This window comes from Afipia carboxidovorans OM5, assembly GCF_000218565.1.
Classification (GTDB): Bacteria; Pseudomonadota; Alphaproteobacteria; order Rhizobiales; family Xanthobacteraceae; genus Afipia; species Afipia carboxidovorans.
The window spans coordinates 3282304-3300538 of the sequence record NC_015684.1 but is presented as its reverse complement, the minus strand read 5'-3'; the positions used below and the strand labels follow the sequence as shown (position 1 = coordinate 3300538).

Below are 18235 nucleotides of genomic sequence, written 5' to 3'. Positions count from 1 at the left end.
CGATCATCACATCCCCAACTCGATCCGTCGAAGCCATATTCATGGCGGATGTTGTTCTTACCGCAAGCCTTCCCGATATTCGTGGTGGTGTGGAGGCAAGCCCGTGAAACTGCCTTCATTGCAGCGTCGCACGTTGATGCTCATCGGCGTTGGAATCGTGACTGCCGCCTTGTTCGGCTACGTGATATTGCGCTCCGGACCGCTGGCGCCGGTGGCTGTCACGACCGCCGTCGTCGAGGCCCGCTCGATCTCGCCCGCACTCTTCGGTATTGGCACGGTTGAAGCTCACTTCTCTTACAAGATTGGCCCCACCATCGCGGGCCGCGTCGCCAAGATAAATGTTGATGTGGGTGAGAGGGTGCGCGCCGGTCAGATTCTGGCGGAAATGGACCCGGTGGATCTGGATGCTCGCATCGCAGCGCTCGATGCGGCGATCGGTCGAACAGAAGCATCTATAAAGACCGCAGAAGCACAGGTCGAGGATACGCTGGCACGCAAGGATTTCGCGCTTGCCCAGGCGAAACGTTATGAAGAACTTTGGAAGACCCGCGCCGTCAGCGAAGTCGCGGTGGAGACCAAGCGGCAGGACAGCCAGGTGGCTGATGCTGCTCTCTCGGCCGCGCGGTCGAATCTCCTTGCGGCGCAACAGGACCTGCAACGCAATCGCGCCGACCGCGAGGGCCTGATCAAGCAGCGAGAGAATCTCATCCTGAGTGCGCCGGTCGATGGGGTAATCGCAGCACGCAAAGCCGAACCAGGAACGACCATAGTTGCTGGCCAGGCGGTCATAGAAATGATCGATCCGAAAAATCTCTGGATCAATTCCCGGTTCGATCAGATTGCGGCAACTGGCCTCCAGCAGAACCTGCCCGCCTCGATTGCATTGCGTTCACGTGCTGGCAAAGGCGTGCCGGGACGGGTGGTGCGCGTGGAAGTCCTCGCTGACGCGGTGACGGAAGAAAATCTGGCCAAGGTGGAGTTCGACACGCTTCCAGAACCGCTGCCCTCGATCGGTGAATTGGCCGAAGTGACCGTTGCTCTTCCAGAACTTCCTACCTCACCTGTGATCCCGAACGCTGCGATCCAGAATGTCGGCGGCAAACTGGGTGTCTGGAAAATCGAGGACGGAAAGACCCGCTTTACGATCGTCCAACTCGGCGCTGCCGACCTTGAAGGGGTCGTGCAGATTAAAAAAGGCCTGACGGTAGGCGATCGGATTGTTGTTTACAGCGCATCCAGATTGGCCAGTGCGAGCCGCATTCGTGTAGCCGGTAATCCTGTGGAGCTACTCAAATGATCAGCCTCGCTGGACGCGATATTCTGCATTCATGGGGCAAGTTCGTCTTCACAGGGGTCGGGCTTGGTCTGCTCATCGGTGTGACCTTCACCATGGCTGGCGTCTATCGAGGGATGGTCGATGACGGCAAGGTGCTGCTCGACAACAGCGGCGCCGATATGTGGGTCGTCCAGCAAAACACACTCGGCCCATACGCGGAATCCTCAAGTATCAATGATGACATCTATCGCGTGATCCTCGCGATCCCCGGCGTCGAGCGGGTCGCTAACGTCACCTATCTGACAATGCAGGTTCGAAAAGGAAACTCGGACGTGCGTGCCATGGTGGTGGGCACCGCGCCGGGAGACATGGCGACACCCGGCCGGCCGCCGTTTCTTGTCGCGGGGCGGCAGATCACGCGCAGCCACTACGAGGCGGTAGCCGACGTCGCTACGGGGTTTTCCCTGGGGGACACGATCGTTATCCGACGGAACCACTATACGGTTGTGGGCCTCACTCGGCGGACGGTGTCGTCGGGTGGCGATCCGATGGTCTTCATTCCGTTGAAGGACGCGCAGGAAGCACAATTCCTCAAGGACAACGACTCCATAGTCCGCCAGCGTCGCCGCACCAGCGAAAATCCGGAGTTTAACCGGCCCTGGGTGCCTGGCTTGCTGGATGCAGTGATCGCCTTGCAAAACAGCAACCCTTACGTCAATGCGGTTCTGGTCCGGGTCAAACCCGGCTACGACTCGGAACGGATCGCAACCGACATAGCAAGGTGGAAGCGGCTAACCGTTTATACGCGACCGCAGATGGAAGAGATTCTGATCGGGAAACTCATCGCGACGTCCGCCAAGCAGATCGGCATGTTCCTCGCCATCCTGGCCATTGTCAGCGCCGCCATTGTTGCCTTCATCATCTACACGCTCACGATGGACAAGATACGCGAGATCGCGGTGCTCAAGCTGATCGGCACGCGCAATCGAACCATCGCGGCCATGATCCTGCAGCAGGCGGTCGTGCTTGGACTGATAGGCTTCGTCGTCGGCAAGATCACGGCGACCTTCGCGGCGCCTCTCTTCCCGAAATTCGTTCTTCTTCTCTCCGTCGACACGATGATCGGGCTCATAGGCGTCATCGTCATCTGTGCGTTCGCCAGCGTCGTCGCCATCCGCATGGCGCTCAAGGTCGATCCCGCCGAGGCGATCGGGGGCTGAGATGGGCAGCGGCGGAATCCTCATCGAAAAAATCAGGAAGCGGTATGGCAGCGGCGATACCGCGGTCGACGCCCTGAAAGACATCAATATGCAGGTTGCACCCGGCGAGGTGGTCGGCCTGATCGGCCCGTCGGGCTCGGGCAAGAGTACGTTGCTCAAAGCCCTGGGTGCGGTCATCGACCCGACTGGTGGGCGCATGACCCTCGGCGACGAGACGATCTATAATGATAGCTGGAGCATCCCTGATCTTCGCGCGTTGCGACGCGACAAGATCGGCTTCGTCTTCCAGGCACCCTACCTCATCCCCTTTCTGGACGTCACCGACAATATCGCGCTGCTACCCATGCTGGCCGGCGTCCCCAACAATGAATCCCGTCGACGCGCGCGGGAACTTCTAAAGGCGCTTGATGTCGAACATCGCGCTACTGCAATGCCCTCGCAACTTTCCGGTGGTGAACAGCAACGGGTTGCGATCGCGCGCGGCCTGATCAACCGTCCGCCGGTCGTCCTTGCCGACGAACCCACGGCGCCGCTCGACAGCGTGCGAGCCCTCACCGTGATCCGCATTCTCAATGAAATGGCCGCTCAATTCGGAACAGCCATCATCGTCGTCACGCACGATGAGAAGATCATCCCGACCTTCAAGCGCATCTACCATATCAGAGATGGCGTAACTATCGAAGAGGCTGGAGAGGGGCGCGGTTTCGAATGAGCACAGCCTCTCAAACTATATCGACATTCCGTAAGCCGGCAGCAAGCTTGGAGGAGGTGAGAAGCGATGAGCAACATTGTCGAACTGTGGCAGATAACAATACTCAGATGCTTCATTCAGCTCCCGCCTGGCGGACGCTCCTTGTCGCCCCTGTTCATCGAAACTCCAGCACGAAACACACTTCAATGCAGATGCGAGGTCGATCTTTTTCGACCAGACCTGGGGTGAATATTCTGCGGAACACTTTCCTGAATTTTTGCGGATTTACGTTTCTCACGTTGTTGGGAGTCTTTCTTATTATGTTGCTTATAATACTCGCTGCCGTGGCGATCGGATTCTACGTAGCCGTTGGCTCTCATAATCTAAGCAGTCGGGCATTGCGGATAGGCTACGTCAGGGCAGCAAAAATTGGAAAGCTGCTTCGGTGCACCCTGTCAATGATCTCGCTTCGGATAAAAAGATCGCTCCTGAAATTGCGATCGATAACGAAGCGCTAGGAGCGCGGCCGCCTCATCGCTTGTCATCATGTCAAAATAAGGAGTTTGCACCCATGAGCTTGAATTCATCGACCCCCTCGTCGCGTTTCGACACGAACATCAGAACGCATCGTCGCACGACGTGGCTTATCGTTATGATCGCTGGCGTAGTAATGCAAATGACTAGGGCGCCGGCTCAAGTTTCAGACTCCAACGCATCATTGGCGGCAAAGGTTGCCGATGGGCGTTCGTGGAAAATGACAATGGAAGATGGTCGTCCCGGCACTCTTATTCTTTTCCAGAACGGGACAGGCAAGATGACGGGTGGACCGATGGAGTTGACTCCAAAATGGCGACCGACGCCGGATGGTCTTTGTCTCAAGCCAGGAGCACTACTTCCTGAGCGTTGTGTACAATTGGTTCGCACTAGTAACGGATATGTTGGGCTCCGGGAGGGCAAACAGACCTTTAAATTGGAGCGGTAGTGCGCGCCTTCCGAAATGGATGAGGAGGAAAGGTCATGGTGTCTGTCTGGACATCAAATCCGGTGATTAAAGTACTTTCCGGAATCGCGATCCTGTTCGGAGCAGCCACGCTTATTTCCGGAGGGCGTGCTCTTTTTGAGCTACATGGGACAGAAAGTTCGGCGGCAAAAATTGTGCCTTTCGTATTGTATTTCAATTTTGCAGCCGGCTTTGCGTATATTATCAGTGGCGTTGGATTGATTCTGAAACGCAGGTGGGCGCCCGTATCTGCGGTGGCAATTACCATAGCAACCACTATAGTCTTTCTTGGTTTAGGTGGCTGGATATTGGCAGGCAACGCTTACGAAATGCAGACTGTCGTCGCGATGAGCCTGCGAACGGCATTTTGGTTTGGCGTAAGCGTCATTTTATCAATTAGATGCCGTGAATATTCGCTTTCGCCCGATGCACAAAACGATCCACCATCGAACCAATAATAGTGCGCGGGAACTCCCGTAACAATGAGGAAGCGTTCGGCCATACTTCCAATGAAGTCGTGCTCAACGGCACTGCGATGTCGAGGGGATGGAATGGGATTGCTTCGACCTCTACGCACAGGCGCTGGTGCGGATGCTCGGAGCCGAGATGCGAGAACATAGCGGATCAGCCCTGTTTCAGCACAGTTCCATCCATCTCCTTCACGGTAACATTGAACGGAATGCCAGCGCGCACGCTCTGGGACACGGTGCAGAAATCCTCAAACTGTTCCAGTGCGCGATCGAGCCGCGGCAGGGTATCGGCTGCGACTCCCAGCGTGATCGCCACATTGACGCCGGTTACGCGCAGCCGGTTCTGTTCATTGCGGCCAACTTCCCAGGTTGCCGTAGTGACGAGATGCCCAGGGTCGCCCTTGAACTTGCCGATCGCGAATACCAGGCTGGCCGACAGACAATTAGCCATCGCGGCTGCCAATAGGTGGGCCGGCGTCGGGCCTGTGCCGTCGCCGATTGGCGGGGCCTCGTCGCCCATGATCTGTCCAAGTCCAGGTTCAAAATCGATCAGGAATTTGAACTTGTCTTGACGCGTGATGGTGACAGAGTGCGTTTCGCTCATGAAGCAAGACTCCATTATCTGGATGGCAAGTGGTTGTGCATGACATGTCGGCAGATTCGGCAGGATGTTCATGTACAGGCTGAGCATCTTCTCTGCGGCCTGACGTTCTGGCAAGGTCGCCGTCAATCACGCTCCGCACCATGGCCTCTTCATCCTTCGGCGTTGAGAGGTGCGTTCCTGGGCCTTGCCCATTCGGTCTTCGGGGATTGGCTAAAGCTTCGGCAACAGCAGCGTCCTTGTTCATGTCTGGATGGGCAACCTTTTGAAGGCTCGCACCCGGTCCAGTGATCGCTGCGCAAAAGAAAGGGGTGCGGGTCTTCGGTTTCATTGGAGGCGCCCTCTGACGAATACGGTCGCCATCGTCAGCGTGGCCAGGGCGATGACCGCCAGCGGCCACAGGCTGGCGAGAATGTCACCGGGCGGCATGGCTTTAAGAAAGCTGCCCTCGACGATAATGAGGAAGTGGGTCAGCGGAATGACTTGGGCCAACCATTGCAGGACCACTGGCATGTTTTCCACCGGCGTAGCAAAGCCGGACATCAGTACCGCCGGCACGCCAATAGCGAATGCACCCAGAATGGCCTGCTGCTGCGTCATGCTGACCGCGGAAATCATGAGGCCGATGCCGACCACCGACAAGATGAATAGCACCAGGCTGGCAAGCAGCAAGCCGAACGAACCGGTAAAGGGAATGCGGAACAAAAATACGCCCGCACTGATCATGAAAAGACCCAGCAGGGTGCCGATCGCTAGCGCCGGCAGCGACTTGGAAATGATGATTTCCGGCGTTGAGGTGGGCGACACCAGCAACTGGTCGAAAGTGCCGAGCTCGCGTTCGCGCGCAATCGACAGCGAGGTGATGAGCAGCGCGCTGAACAGCGCCAGGATCCCGGTCAGTCCGGGTACGATGAACCAGCGGTAGACCAGGTTCGGATTGAACCAGTGACGCACGACCACGGGTGTTGGCGCTTGCGCGTCGGGCACGACTTCAGCGCTGACATCGGCCGCTATGGTGGACAGATAGGCGACAGTGATCTGACCGGAGTTGCTGCGCCGGCCATCGACCAGCACCTGTGTGCGGCCGCTGTCACCGGCGGCAATCGTGCGCGAAAAATCCACTGGGATGGCGAGCGCGGCGATCACCTCACCCCGGTCAATCAACTCGTGCAGATACCGCTGGCTGTCCACATGCCGGACTTGGGTGATGAAGCGGGCACTATTTAGGCGCTGTACCAGTTCGTGCGACCAGCGGCCCGCATCCTGGTTGTACACGGCGATGTCGACATTGCGCACTTCCAGCGTTGCGGCAAAGGCGAACACGAGCAGTTGCAGGATGGGCGGCACGAACACCACCATGCGGCTGCGCGGATCGCGCAGGACGCTGAGGATTTCCTTGATAAACTGCGCCCGCAAGCGGATGAAGCTGAAGATGGAGCTGGACACGGGCCTACTCCAGGTTCTTGCGTGTGGCGCGCTGGGCAAGCACGAAAAACACGACACCGATGGCAGCCATAGCCAATAGATTGCGAGTGAATACCGTCCAGATGTCTCCGGCCAGAAACACCGTCTTGAGCGATTCGACGAAGTAGCGCGCCGGAATCAGCCGGGTAATGGCGCGGATAGGTGCCGGCATGGCGTCAATCTCGTACAGGAAGCCCGAGAGCATGAATGCTGGCAAAAAGCCAGTAAACAGCGCGATCTGCGCCGCCAGAAACTGGTTACGCGCCAGTGATGAGATGAGCAGTCCCTGACCCAGCGCCGGTGCCATGAACACCGCCGACAGCAGCAGCAGCGCTGCTAACGAGCCGCGCAGCGGCACACCAAACACGAACACGGCCAGCGCTGCCGCGCCCAACGTGGACAGCATGCCGAGCACGAAATACGGCAGTAGCTTGCCGATCAGGATTTCCGCCACCGAGGCGGGCGTGGACAGCACGGCCTCCATGGTGCCGCGTTCCCATTCGCGCGCCACCACCAGCGCCGTCAGCATGGTGCCGATGATGGTCATGACAATAGCGATGGCGCCGGGGATCAGCGCGCGGCGGCTCTCCAGCTCGGGGTTGAACCAGTAGCGCGGCTCCAGCACCACGGCCTGGGCGGGCGCTGCAACATCAAGCCCGGCGCGCCAGCTTTGGACCACACCCCGGGCATAGTTTTCGACGTAGCTGGCAGTATTAGGATAGGAGCCATCGGTGACGATCTGCACTAGCGGTTCACTGCCCCGCTGGGCCAGGCGTCGCTCGAAGTCCTGCGGGATCACTACGTAGCCACGCAACTCGCCGGAGACGAGCTTGTCGGCCACTTCGCGCCGATCGTGGGCAAAGTGCGCGTCCAGAAAGCGGGTGCCAGAAAAGGCGGCAGCTAGCTCTTGCGCGGCGGCGCCGGGTGATTCCAGCACTACGCCGACGCGGACCTCCTTGGCATCCAGCGACACCGCATAGGCAAACAGCAGCAGCAAGACGACCGGCAATACGAACGCGATCAGCAGCGTCGACGGGTCGCGCAGTGCCTGCAGGCTTTCTTTGTAAACCAGTGCCGTGAGGCGCTGCAGATTGAAGCGGCGCAGGCTGGCTCGCCTCGCGCCATCTCCGTCCTTGGGTTGTGGGGCGGCGTTCATGAGGTCGCCTCCATTTCACGGTCGGCGGACTCCACCAGATGGATGAAGGCATCCTCCATGGTCGGATCCGGCCGCTCGGCATTGGCGGTGACACGCTTGAGCGCGTCAGGAGTATCCAGCGCAATGAGCCGCGCACGCGAGAGCATGGCCACCCGGTCGCAGTATTCGGCCTCGTCCATGAAGTGGGTGGTAACCATGATGGTCACACCCTTGCGCGCTAGGCCGTTGATGTGAGTCCAGAATTCACGCCGGGTGATGGGGTCCACGCCCGAAGTGGGTTCGTCCAGGAACAGCACGGGAGGCCGATGCATGAGCGAGCATGCCAGCGCCAGGCGCTGCTTGTGCCCCAGCGGCAGGGAATCGGGTGTGGCGGACAACCAGCCGCCCAGGTCGAAGGTTGCTATCATTTCCTCGATGCGTTCGCGTCGTGTGTCCCCGGCCAATTGATACACCCCGGCCGAGAACTCCAGGTTCTGCCGCACCGAGAGCAGGCCATAGAGCGAAAACTTCTGCGCCATGTAGCCAAGCCGGCTCTTTGCCTCGCCAGTCGCCCGACGCAGATCGTGCCCCACAACATGCGCCTCACCTGCAGTCGGCTTGAGCAGGCCGCACAGCATCTTGAAGGTAGTGGATTTGCCTGCGCCGTTGGGCCCAAGCAGGCCAAAGATTTCGCCCTTTTGTACTTCAAAACTGACATTGTCGGTGGCGGTGAATTCACCAAAGCGCTTGGTGAGATTCCGGCAAGACACGGCAATGTCGGAACCCAGTTCGATCGGCGGCAGGCGCTGGGCCAAGGTAGAGGTGCCACCGGGGCCGCCGCCGAGCAGATCGATGAAGGCATCCTCGAAGCGTGCAGGCACCGGCGCCAGCCGTACTTGCGTCTGATCGGCCAGTGCCTGGATCTGCTCCGCTTGCGCGCCGGCGCGCAGCACCACGCGGACGCCAGCCCCCTGGATCACACCATCGCTCACGCTCTCGAGATCGAGTGCTTCTGTCAACACCGCCCGGCGCTTGGCGCCGACGTCTTCCAGACGGAAACTGCGACCTTTAAGCTGCGCAGTCAGTTCTTGCGGCGGGCCATCGAACAAGAGTTGGCCCTGGTTCAGTAACAGCACACTCTCGCAGCGCTCAGCCTCGTCAAGATAGGCGGTGGACCAGACCACCGCCATGCCTTCGTCGGTGAGTGCCTGTACCATGCGCCACAAATCCTGGCGGCTGACCGGATCGACTCCTACTCCGGGCTCATCCAGCAAGAGGACTTTGGGCCGCGCCATGAGCGCACAGGCCAAGCCCAGCTTCTGTTTCATGCCACCAGAGAGCTTTCCAGCCAGACGCTTGGTAAAGGGGCCAAGCCGCGTGAAGTCGAGCAATTCAGCAAACAGATCGGCGTTGCGGTCTGCGTCCATGCCGCGCAACTGCGCATACAGGCGCATGTTCTCGATCACTGACAGGTCTTCATACAAACCGAAGCGCTGCGGCATGTAACCACTGGCGACGTGAATGGCGTCGTTGTCCCGCACCACGTCGTACCCGGCCAAGGTGACGTGGCCGGCGTTGGGTACCAGGAGGCCGGTCAGAATCCGCATCAGCGTCGTCTTGCCAGCGCCGTCCGGGCCAACCAGACCCGTCAATCGCCCGTAGTGGATGCGCGCACTCAAATTCCGCAAGGCACGCACGTCGCCAAAATGCTTGTCCACACCCTCGATCACGACGGCTGCGGCATCTGCGTTTGCGTTCGAGCTTTTCGGCGCAGCTGCAATAACGGCGCTCGCTTGCATCTTAGCGTTTCCCCATGGGACCGGACTTAGCATCAACCTCGATCGTCACCGGCATGCCTTGGCGCAAAGCGGTGTCATGATCGGCTTCGTCGATGACGATGCGCAGGCGATAGACCAGGTCCGTGCGCAAATCCGTCGTTTCCACCGTCTTGGGTGTGAATTCGGCGCGCGGTGAGATGAAGCCGATCTGACCGCGATAAATCTTTCCCGCAGAATCGCTCTTAACACGCACTGCGGTGCCGGGCGCGATACGCCCCAAATCCGGCTCACCTATGTAGGCGCGCACGTAGACAGGCTTGTCCAAACTTAGGCTGTAGACCGTGCTCTGGCTCGCAACCATACTGCCGGGTTCACGTACCCGCGCGATGATGGTTCCGTCGCTAGGCGCTATCAATTCAGTGTCCGTAAGAGAGATAGTGGCTTGCGCCTGTGCTGCTTGCGCGACAGCCAGACGTGCTTCCGCGGCGGCAATGTCCTCCTCGCGAAAACCTTCGAATGCCTGCGACAGCGCAGCCTTGGCTACCTCAACGCCAGCGGCTGCCTGGTCTCGAGCCGTGCGGGCGGCGTCGGCTGCGCGCTGGGTGGTGGACCCTGACGCAAGCAGACTGCTTTGACGCTGATGGTTACGCTCAGCGTCAATAGCAACAACCTGTGCTTGTTTGAGCGCCTCTCGTGCCTGGGTAATTTCCTGCGGACGCAAACCGCGGCGCAGCTTAGCGAGTTCTGCCTGTGCCACCTGCACCTGGGCTTGCGCGGCCGCAAGTGCTTCCCGATAGGGCTGCGCGTCAAGAGCGGCCAAGCACGTGCCGGCGCTGACGGCGTCGCCCTCATCGAAAGCCATTTGAGTTACGCGCCCAGGCTGGCGGAAGGCCAGTTGCACCTCGCGGATATCGACATTGCCATAGAGGCGCAGCAGGCCAATACCCTTGTCGGTGCGCTGTATCCATAAGAACGCGGCGCCGAGACCCAGCACGAAGACAGCCCCGAAAACGATTGCTAGTTTCGCGGTGCGAGAGGAGGCAATTCTGGTCATCGCATGCGCCCCATGTGCTGAGCGGCGACGAGGTTTATGATGCGCTGGTTCGGCGTTGGCTCGCCGGGGGCATGGACGCAGAGAGCTTTCATTGCGCTGCTTCAATGCCACGGCGATAAATGGCAAATACGGCTGGAGCCTCGCGCCGAATCCGATTGACCTTGCCGGCCAACAACGACTGCATGACCAATCCCTGGATAGTGCCAATGAACAACACGGCGGCAGCATCCACGTTTAGCTCTGCGTCCAACTCGCCCTGCGCCTTGCCTTCCTCCATCAAGCGGCGCAGTCGCTGTTCGTACTGACGGATTAAGGTTTGCACCATACGCTTCGCGAGCGTCTCGCCAGAGCGCTGTAGCTCTCCGAACAGCATGCGTGGCACGCCAGGATGTTTGGCCACGAAGTCGATATGCGTCATGAACATGGCTTCGAGCGCCGCAACAGGGGATGCGGCGCCTTCGGCCGCCTTGTCCACGCTGATCAGCAGCCGTTCGCTGACCCAGGACATCGTTGCTTCCAGGATCGCGTCCTTGTTGGGGAAGTGACGAAATAACGCACCCTGCGTCAAACCCATCCGATCAGCGATAGCCGCGGTCGTGATCTCGGCCGGGTTTTGCTTGGCTGCCAAGTCGACCACGGCTTGCACTGTGGCGGCTCGGCGCTCGTCGGCGGGCAAGTATTGAGAGCGATCATTCACTATCTGGAACTCCAAAAAGCAGGTGGTTTGTTACTATCTTAACACCCGAAATAACCCTTATGGAAGAAAGAGAATTTGGTTATTCGGCACGGGATTGAGTCTGGGTTTGATGTTCGGAATGAGCGGTCTGGTTCGGAGCGGTTTGTGGCGTCGTTATGGCTCAAGCCGTATCGAAGAACTCTTGTGCCGACGTCAGTCAGGAAGCGAGCCGTGCGCACTGATGCCAGAAAACGGTTATCTGATGAGATGTGGGTTGCATGTTCTGGTATGGACAGTAGGATAGTAATAGATTACTCGCTGATTGGAAAGAGCTGGAGATGACCGCTGTTGACATGGCCAACAAGCTCGCGCCGACTTCGTCTGAAAGTACGCCGCCCGATGCCTTGGATGCGTTTGTTAACGCCTTGCGGGCGCGCAGCACGGGTGGGTTGTCACCGGCGGCTGGTCTGCTGGCTTGGTATGACTGGGCGTTGCACCTGAGCCTTTCCCCAGGCAAGCAACGCAGCTTGATCGAAAAGGGCTTGCACAAGCAGCAGCGCCTTGCGCGCTATGGCTTGCGCGTCGCCAGTACGCACGACTGTCCGACCTGCATCGAGCCTCTGGAGCAGGATCGACGCTTTGCCGCCCCGGCTTGGCAGCAGTGGCCCTTCAACGTGATTCACCAGGGCTTTTTGTTGCAGCAGCAGTGGTGGCACAACGCCACCACGGGCGTGCGTGGCGTGTCGCGCCATCACGAGAGCATGGTCACTTTCGCAGGGCGGCAGTGGCTGGACATGTGGTCGCCTTCGAATTTCATCTGGACCAACCCCGAGGTGCTGCACGCCATCTCGCAAAGCGGCGGCGCAAACCTGTGGCGCGGTGCCATGAACTTTCTGGAAGATGCAAGGCGCCTCGCGCTCGACGATGCGCCTGCAGGGGTCGAAGGGTTCGAGGTCGGCAAGGACGTGGCGGTCACCCCAGGCAAGGTGGTGTACCGCAACCACCTGATCGAACTGATCCAGTACACACCCACGACGTCCGATGTGTATGCCGAGCCGGTCCTGATCGTGCCGTCCTGGATCATGAAGTACTACATCCTCGACCTGTCGCCGCACAACTCAATGGTGAAGTATCTGGTCGGCCAAGGGCATACGGTGTTCATTATTTCATGGAGGAACCCGACCGCAGCCGATCGCGACCTCAGCCTGGACGACTATCGGCGGTTGGGGGTCATGGACGCATTGGATACGGTTACGGCCATTGTTCCCGAGCGTAAGGTGCAAGCGGTCGGCTATTGTCTGGGCGGTACCTTGTTGGCGATCGCTGCTGCTGCGATGGCGCGCGATGGTGACGAACGTCTGCAAAGTTTGACGCTGCTGGCGTCTGAGACCGACTTTCGTGAATCTGGCGAGATCGCGCTTTTCATCGACGAGAGCCAACTGGCGTGGCTCGAGGCCGGCATGTGGGACAAGGGCTATCTTGACGGCAGGCAGATGGCTGGCGCGTTCCAGTTGCTCAATTCGCGTGACCTGATCTGGTCGCGACAGATTCGCGAATACCTGTTGGGTGAGCGGCAAGCCTTCAATGATCTGATGGCCTGGAATGCCGACGTGACCCGCATGCCGTATCGCATGCACAGCGAGTACCTGCGGCAACTGTATCTGGGCAACGATCTGGCAGAGGGACGCTATCAGGTCGGCGGGAGGCCGGTGGCGCTCGCCGATATCGATGTGTCCATGTTCATCGTCGGCACAGTGCGCGACCACGTCGCTCCCTGGCCCTCTGTGTATAAGATGCACCTGCTCAGTGATGCGGAGTTGACCTTCGTGCTCACCAGCGGTGGGCACAACGCCGGCGTGGTCAGCGAGCCGGGGCATCCCCGGCGCAGCTTCCAAATTGCCACCCGTGCCGCCGGCAAGCGCTACGTCGATCCGCAGATGTGGCGCGCTGAAACGCCTTTGCACGAGGGTTCTTGGTGGCCGGCTTGGCAGCAGTGGTTGGCGCAGCGCTCGGCCGGGCGCGTATCGCCGCCTGCCATGGGCGGCAGCACGTACACACCACTTGGCGACGCGCCCGGGACATACGTGGCAATGACGTGACGTGGCCACCCGCGGCGGAGACAGAGCTGCCGCGGTTTGATCGGGCTACCCCGCAAGGAATGGCCCACACCTGCCCCCATGGGGCACAACGTGACCGTGGAGCATTGCAATGAACAACGAACTGCCTATCCAACTCTACAAAGCCAACGCCGAGCTACAGCTACAGATCATCCGTTTGCTGCAAGAAAGCGGACATCGCTGGCTAGAAGCCATGCAACAGCTCAGCGCTGGCGGCGTAGAGGAAACCACTGCGCGCATCCAGAAGCTTCAGCAGGTGGCAGACTGGCAGGCGCTCGCGACCTTGCCATCCGAGGCGTTCCGGTGCCTGTATCAGGGCCGCGTTGGCGATGCCCAAGCAATCGCTCAAACCGCTACCAAGGGCCAGGCCACCTTTGTCGATGGCCTGCGCCAGGCGCTCACGACTTGGCAGGGGTCCGTATCCGAGGCCTTCGGGGCCAGTGGTGATGCAGCTTCTTTTGCGCAGCTTTTTCAACCATGGACACAGCCCTGGTTTGGGCCAGCCGCCACGCCCCAGAGCAAGGCCGAGAAGTGAGGAGATCGCCATGAGTACCTCTCAGCGAACGGCCCTGGTGACCGGAGGCAACCGGGGATTGGGCGCCGCGATCGCCCGTGCTCTGCACGACGTCGGCCACCGCGTGATCGTGACACATACGCCGGGCAACACCACGATTGACCAGTGGCAGCAAGCGCAAGCAGCACAGGGTTATACGTTCGCCGCCTACGGGGTGGATGTGTCCGAATACGAATCGACGCAGGAGCTGGCGCGGCGCATCCATGCTGATGGTCATCGGGTCGACATTCTGGTGAACAACGCCGGCATCACCCGCGATGCCACGCTGCGCAAGCTCGACAAGGCCGACTGGGATGCCGTGCTGCGCACCAATCTGGACTCCCTGTTCAATGTCACCAAGCCATTCATTGATCCGATGGTGGAGCGAGGCTGGGGACGCATCGTGAACACCTCTTCGATCAATGGCAGCAAGGGCCAGTTTGGCCAGACCAATTACTCGGCGGCCAAGGCCGGCGTGCATGGATTCACCAAGGCGCTGGCGCAAGAGGTGGCGCGCAAGGGCGTGACGGTCAACACCGTCTCGCCGGGCTACCTGGCCACCAAGATGGTGATGGCGGTGCGCGAGGACCTGCGCCAGAAGATCATCGATGCGATTCCAGTTGGCCGCCTTGGTCAGCCGGATGAGATCGCAGCGCTGGTGGCGTTCATCGTGAGTGATGCCGCTGCCTTCATGACCGGCAGCAACGTCGCCATGAACGGCGGTCAGCACATGTACTGACACGCGGGGAAGCAACGCTTTAACCGCAGAGCTGGCGCCCCTGGAACCTATGTTCATCAACACTGAGGCAGACTTGGATCAATCCCCACTCAGGAACCGCACCTTCGACGAACTCGCGATCGGCGAGAGCGCTTCCCTCGTGCGCGTCGTTGGCCGCGACGACATCGATCTTTTCGCCACTGTCTCCGGTGATGTAAATCCTGCTCATCTCGATCCCGTCTTCGCGTCGACCGATATATTCGGACATATCGTCGCCCACGGGATGTGGACTGGCGCGCTGGTCTCGGCCGTGCTCGGCACGAAGCTGCCGGGCCCGGGCACGATCTATCTCGAGCAAGATCTAAGCTTCCGTAAACCAGTTTCCCCCGGAGATACGATCACCGTCACCGTCACCGTCCGGGAGAAGTGGCCGGAGAAGCGCATCGTCGTTCTCGACACGCGCGGCGCGAATCAGCGCGGCGAGGAGGTGTTGAACGGCTCGGCGACCGTGATCGCTCCGGACCGCGCCATCGAATGGCCGCGCGCACTGCTTCCCGACGTTGCACTGGTGCGGCGCGACCGATACGAGCATTTCGTCAAGGATGCGCGGGCCCTGCCGGCGCTCGAGGCAGCAATCGTCCATCCTTGCTCGCCTGATGTCATACTGGCCGCGGTGGAACTCCGTAACAAGGGCCTGCTCGAGCCGCTTCTCGTCGGGCCCGAGGCCAAAATTAGGACCGCGGCTGAGGAGGCCGGCGTCTCGCTTGATGGAATCCCGATCGAAGCCGTCGAGCACAGCCATGCGGCGGCCGCCCGCGCGGTCGAGCTTGCCGCCGGCGGCCACGTCGCCACGCTCATGAAAGGCAGCCTGCACACCGACGAACTGCTCGGAGCCGTTGTTGCCCAGAATTCCGGACTGCGGACAGATCGTCGCGTCAGCCATGTCTATGCGATGAGCGTGCCGGCCTACTCGAAGCCGCTTGTCGTCACCGATGCGGCGATCAACATTCAGCCGACTCTCGATCACAAGCGCGACATCTGCCAGAATGCAGTCGACCTTCTGCACACGCTCGGCGTCGTCGAACCGCTCGTTGCCGTCCTTACTGCCGTTGAGACCGTCAACTCCCGCATGCCATCTACGCTCGACGCCGCCGCGCTGACTGTCATGGCGGCTCGCGGCCAGATCACGGGCGCACGCGTCGATGGGCCGCTCGCCTTCGATAACGCCATCAACTGCGACGCAGCGCGAAACAAGGGCATAATCTCGCCGGTCGCCGGTCAGGCGGATATTCTGCTCGTGCCGGATCTCGAGGCCGGGAACATGCTGGCGAAGCAACTGATCTATTTCGGCGGCGCGGACGCAGCCGGTCTCGTGCTCGGCGCCCGCGTGCCGATCATCCTGACGAGCCGGGCCGATTCGCTGCGCACCCGCATCGCCTCCGCTGCGCTCGCCAAGCTCATCGTATTTCGCCGGTCTCAGGGAGCAAAATCCGCATGAGCCAGCGCATGCTTGTCACGTTCAACGCGGGATCGTCCACTGTGAAGCTCGGGCTGTTCGCCCTCGAAGGAGATGAGGCGCGGCGCATCGGGAAGGGAATGATCGACTTCCACAAGCCACCCCTGAGGTTTCATCTTCTCGAAGGCCCGGATACGTTCGACGTGGCGCTTGAAGCTGACGCCGGAGCTGAACTGCACGTTGTGCTCGGCGAGGCCTTCCGCCGGCTATCCTGGCACTACGATATGGATCAGATCGCCGCTGCCGGCCATCGCATCGTCCACGGCGGCGACACCTTCGCCGGGCCAATCCTGCTTGACGCCGCCGCGCTCGAAACCTTGCAAGCCCTGACGCCGCTCGCGCCGCTGCACCAGCCAGAGGGACTGCGTTTGGTTCAGGCGATCCGTCAGCTGCGATCCGGTCTGCCGCAGACTGCCTCCTTCGACACGGCTTTCCACCGTACCCAGACGGATCTCGTCCGCCGATTTGCCATCCCGCGCGCCCTGCATGACGAGGGCGTGAAACGCTACGGTTTTCATGGACTTTCCTACAAGTTCATCACCGGCGAAATCGAGAAAAGCGAACCCGAACTCGCCGGCGCTCGCATCGTGGTCGCCCATCTTGGCAGCGGCGCGAGCCTGTGCGGATTGGCGGGCGGTCGTAGCCGCGACACCAGTATGGGCTTCTCCGCGCTGGATGGCGTTCCGATGGCGACCCGCTGCGGCGCGCTGGATCCGGGCGCCGTTCTGCATTTCATCATGCAGAAAGGTATGAAACCGATCGATGTTGAGGATCTGCTCTATCGTCGCTCCGGGCTCCTCGGCGTCTCCGGGATTAGCGCCGACAGTCGCGAATTGATTGAAAGTGCTGCTCCTGAGGCCGCCGAGGCGCTTGAACTCTTCTGCTTTCGCATCGCCGGCGAAATCGCCCGCCTCGCGGCCACGCTCGGCGGACTCGACGCCATCGTCTTCACGGCGGGCGTGGGCGAGAACCAGCCGCCGGTGCGCGCTGCAGTAGCGAAGCGCCTCGGCTGGCTCGGGCTCGAACTGGACGAAGCCGCGAACGCCGTCAATGCCCGGTCGATTGGCGCGGCCGGCGCGCGCGTCAAAATGCTGGTCATTGCAACGGATGAAGAGCGCGTCATTGCCGACGAGGCGCTGTCGGTGCTGCAACATGACAGCTTCGCTGCGGGGCGCTTGTGATGGCTCCTGTCGTCGATCTCTCGGGTAAACGTGGGCTCATCGTCGGCATCGCCAATGCACAGAGCATCGCCGCCGGCTGCGCTCATGCCCTTCGCCAGGCGGGGGCGGAACTGGCGGTCACTTATCTCAACGAGAAGGCGCGGCCCTACGTGGAGCCCGTCGCGCAGGCCATCGGCGCGACCATCGTTACGCCATGCGACGTGCGCAGTCCCGGACAGCTCGAAGCCGTCTTCGAGCGCATCCGAAACGATTGGGGCCGGCTCGATTTTCTGCTCCACTCCATCGCGTTCTGCCCGCGGGAAGACTTGCAGACCGGTGTCATCAACTGCTCGGCCGACGGCTTTGCGCTGGCGATGGACGTCTCCTGTCATTCGTTCATCCGGATGGCTCGGCTCGCGACGCCGCTGATGACGCAAGGCGGAAGTCTGCTGACTGTGAGTTTTTATGGCGCCGACCGTGTCGTCGAGAATTACAATCTGATGGGACCAGTGAAGGCCGCTCTGGAATCGAGCGTACGTTATATCGCCGCCGATCTCGCCGACCGCGACATCCGCGCCTTCGCGATTTCGGCTGGACCTGCGAAGACGCGCGCCGCCTCCGGCATCGGCCGGTTCGACGATCTCCTCGACAAGATCCGCGAACGCACTCCCGCAAACCGCCTTGTTAGCATTGAAGAGATTGGCGCAGTCGCTGCTTTTCTGGCAAGCGAGGCGGGTCGCCCGATGACGGGGTCGGTCGTCTACGCCGATGGCGGCTTTCATACGATCGCGTGACGGACGGATCAC

Annotated in this window: 16 protein-coding genes; 10 read left to right on the top strand and 6 right to left on the bottom strand. The window is 60.5% G+C overall.

The genetic code is table 11. The features are described 5' to 3' along the window. The first annotated feature begins 103 nt into the window (after positions 1–103). The 4 genes from OCA5_RS15555 (at position 104) to OCA5_RS18930 (ending at position 4645) form a co-directional block, all read left to right on the top strand. Positions 104–1297, top strand: a complete 1194-nt coding sequence (locus OCA5_RS15555) for an efflux RND transporter periplasmic adaptor subunit (RefSeq protein WP_012562018.1) — start codon at positions 104–106, stop codon at positions 1295–1297. Next, positions 1294–2496 carry an ABC transporter permease gene (locus OCA5_RS15550; RefSeq protein ID WP_012562019.1) on the top strand — a complete coding sequence of 401 codons (1203 nt, stop codon included), beginning with the start codon at positions 1294–1296 and terminating at the stop codon, positions 2494–2496. Before OCA5_RS15555 ends, OCA5_RS15550 begins: the two co-directional genes overlap by 4 nt. Before the next feature lies 1 nt (position 2497). Then, positions 2498–3208 (top strand): ABC transporter ATP-binding protein, encoded by a 711-nt coding sequence (locus OCA5_RS15545; protein ID WP_012562020.1) that lies wholly within the window; start codon positions 2498–2500, stop codon positions 3206–3208. Positions 3209–4204: 996 nt separating this feature from the next. Further along, complete coding sequence (locus OCA5_RS18930; protein ID WP_013913368.1) at positions 4205–4645, top strand: hypothetical protein; 441 nt, start codon at positions 4205–4207, stop codon at positions 4643–4645. A 166-nt stretch (positions 4646–4811) separates the two neighbouring features. On the opposite strand, the gene OCA5_RS15540 is transcribed toward OCA5_RS18930, so the two are convergent. From OCA5_RS15540 to OCA5_RS15515, 6 genes are all read right to left on the bottom strand, one after another. Continuing rightward, entirely contained in the window at positions 4812–5387 is a 576-nt protein-coding gene (locus tag OCA5_RS15540) for an OsmC family protein (protein ID WP_244396141.1), read from the bottom strand. Positions 5388–5585: 198 nt separating this feature from the next. Further along, positions 5586–6704, bottom strand: a complete 1119-nt coding sequence (locus OCA5_RS15535; protein WP_012562024.1) for an ABC transporter permease — start codon at positions 6702–6704, stop codon at positions 5586–5588. A gap of 4 nt (positions 6705–6708) precedes the next feature. Next, entirely contained in the window at positions 6709–7878 is a 1170-nt protein-coding gene (locus tag OCA5_RS15530; RefSeq protein WP_012562025.1) for an ABC transporter permease, read from the bottom strand. Further along, positions 7875–9656: an ATP-binding cassette domain-containing protein gene (locus OCA5_RS15525; RefSeq protein WP_012562026.1), complete on the bottom strand. Its 1782-nt coding sequence runs from the start codon at positions 9654–9656 to the stop codon at positions 7875–7877. The genes OCA5_RS15530 and OCA5_RS15525 overlap by 4 nt, the downstream gene beginning before the upstream one ends. A 1-nt stretch (position 9657) precedes the next feature. After that, on the bottom strand, positions 9658–10689 hold the full coding sequence (gene hlyD / locus OCA5_RS15520; RefSeq protein ID WP_012562027.1) for a secretion protein HlyD: 1032 nt from the start codon (positions 10687–10689) through the stop codon (positions 9658–9660). An 88-nt stretch (positions 10690–10777) separates the two neighbouring features. Next, on the bottom strand, positions 10778–11386 hold the full coding sequence (locus OCA5_RS15515) for a TetR/AcrR family transcriptional regulator (RefSeq protein ID WP_013913367.1): 609 nt from the start codon (positions 11384–11386) through the stop codon (positions 10778–10780). 317 nt (positions 11387–11703) lie between these two features. Here OCA5_RS15515 and OCA5_RS15510 point away from each other — a divergent pair, with 317 nt between their 5' ends. The 6 genes from OCA5_RS15510 (at position 11704) to fabI (ending at position 18223) form a co-directional block, all read left to right on the top strand. Further along, positions 11704–13464, top strand: coding sequence for a PHA/PHB synthase family protein (locus OCA5_RS15510; RefSeq protein ID WP_012562029.1), 1761 nt, complete (start codon positions 11704–11706; stop codon positions 13462–13464). 109 nt (positions 13465–13573) lie between these two features. Further along, positions 13574–14017: a phasin family protein gene (locus OCA5_RS15505; protein WP_013913366.1), complete on the top strand. Its 444-nt coding sequence runs from the start codon at positions 13574–13576 to the stop codon at positions 14015–14017. Between the two features lie 10 nt (positions 14018–14027). Next, positions 14028–14774, top strand: coding sequence for an acetoacetyl-CoA reductase (phbB, locus tag OCA5_RS15500; protein ID WP_013913365.1), 747 nt, complete (start codon positions 14028–14030; stop codon positions 14772–14774). Between the two features lie 49 nt (positions 14775–14823). Further along, on the top strand, positions 14824–16251 hold the full coding sequence (locus OCA5_RS15495; RefSeq protein ID WP_012562031.1) for a bifunctional enoyl-CoA hydratase/phosphate acetyltransferase: 1428 nt from the start codon (positions 14824–14826) through the stop codon (positions 16249–16251). Further along, entirely contained in the window at positions 16248–17450 is a 1203-nt protein-coding gene (locus OCA5_RS15490) for an acetate/propionate family kinase (protein ID WP_012562032.1), read from the top strand. Before OCA5_RS15495 ends, OCA5_RS15490 begins: the two co-directional genes overlap by 4 nt. After that, positions 17450–18223: an enoyl-ACP reductase FabI gene (fabI, locus tag OCA5_RS15485; protein ID WP_012562033.1), complete on the top strand. Its 774-nt coding sequence runs from the start codon at positions 17450–17452 to the stop codon at positions 18221–18223. The genes OCA5_RS15490 and fabI overlap by 1 nt, the downstream gene beginning before the upstream one ends. Positions 18224–18235 lie beyond the last annotated feature (12 nt).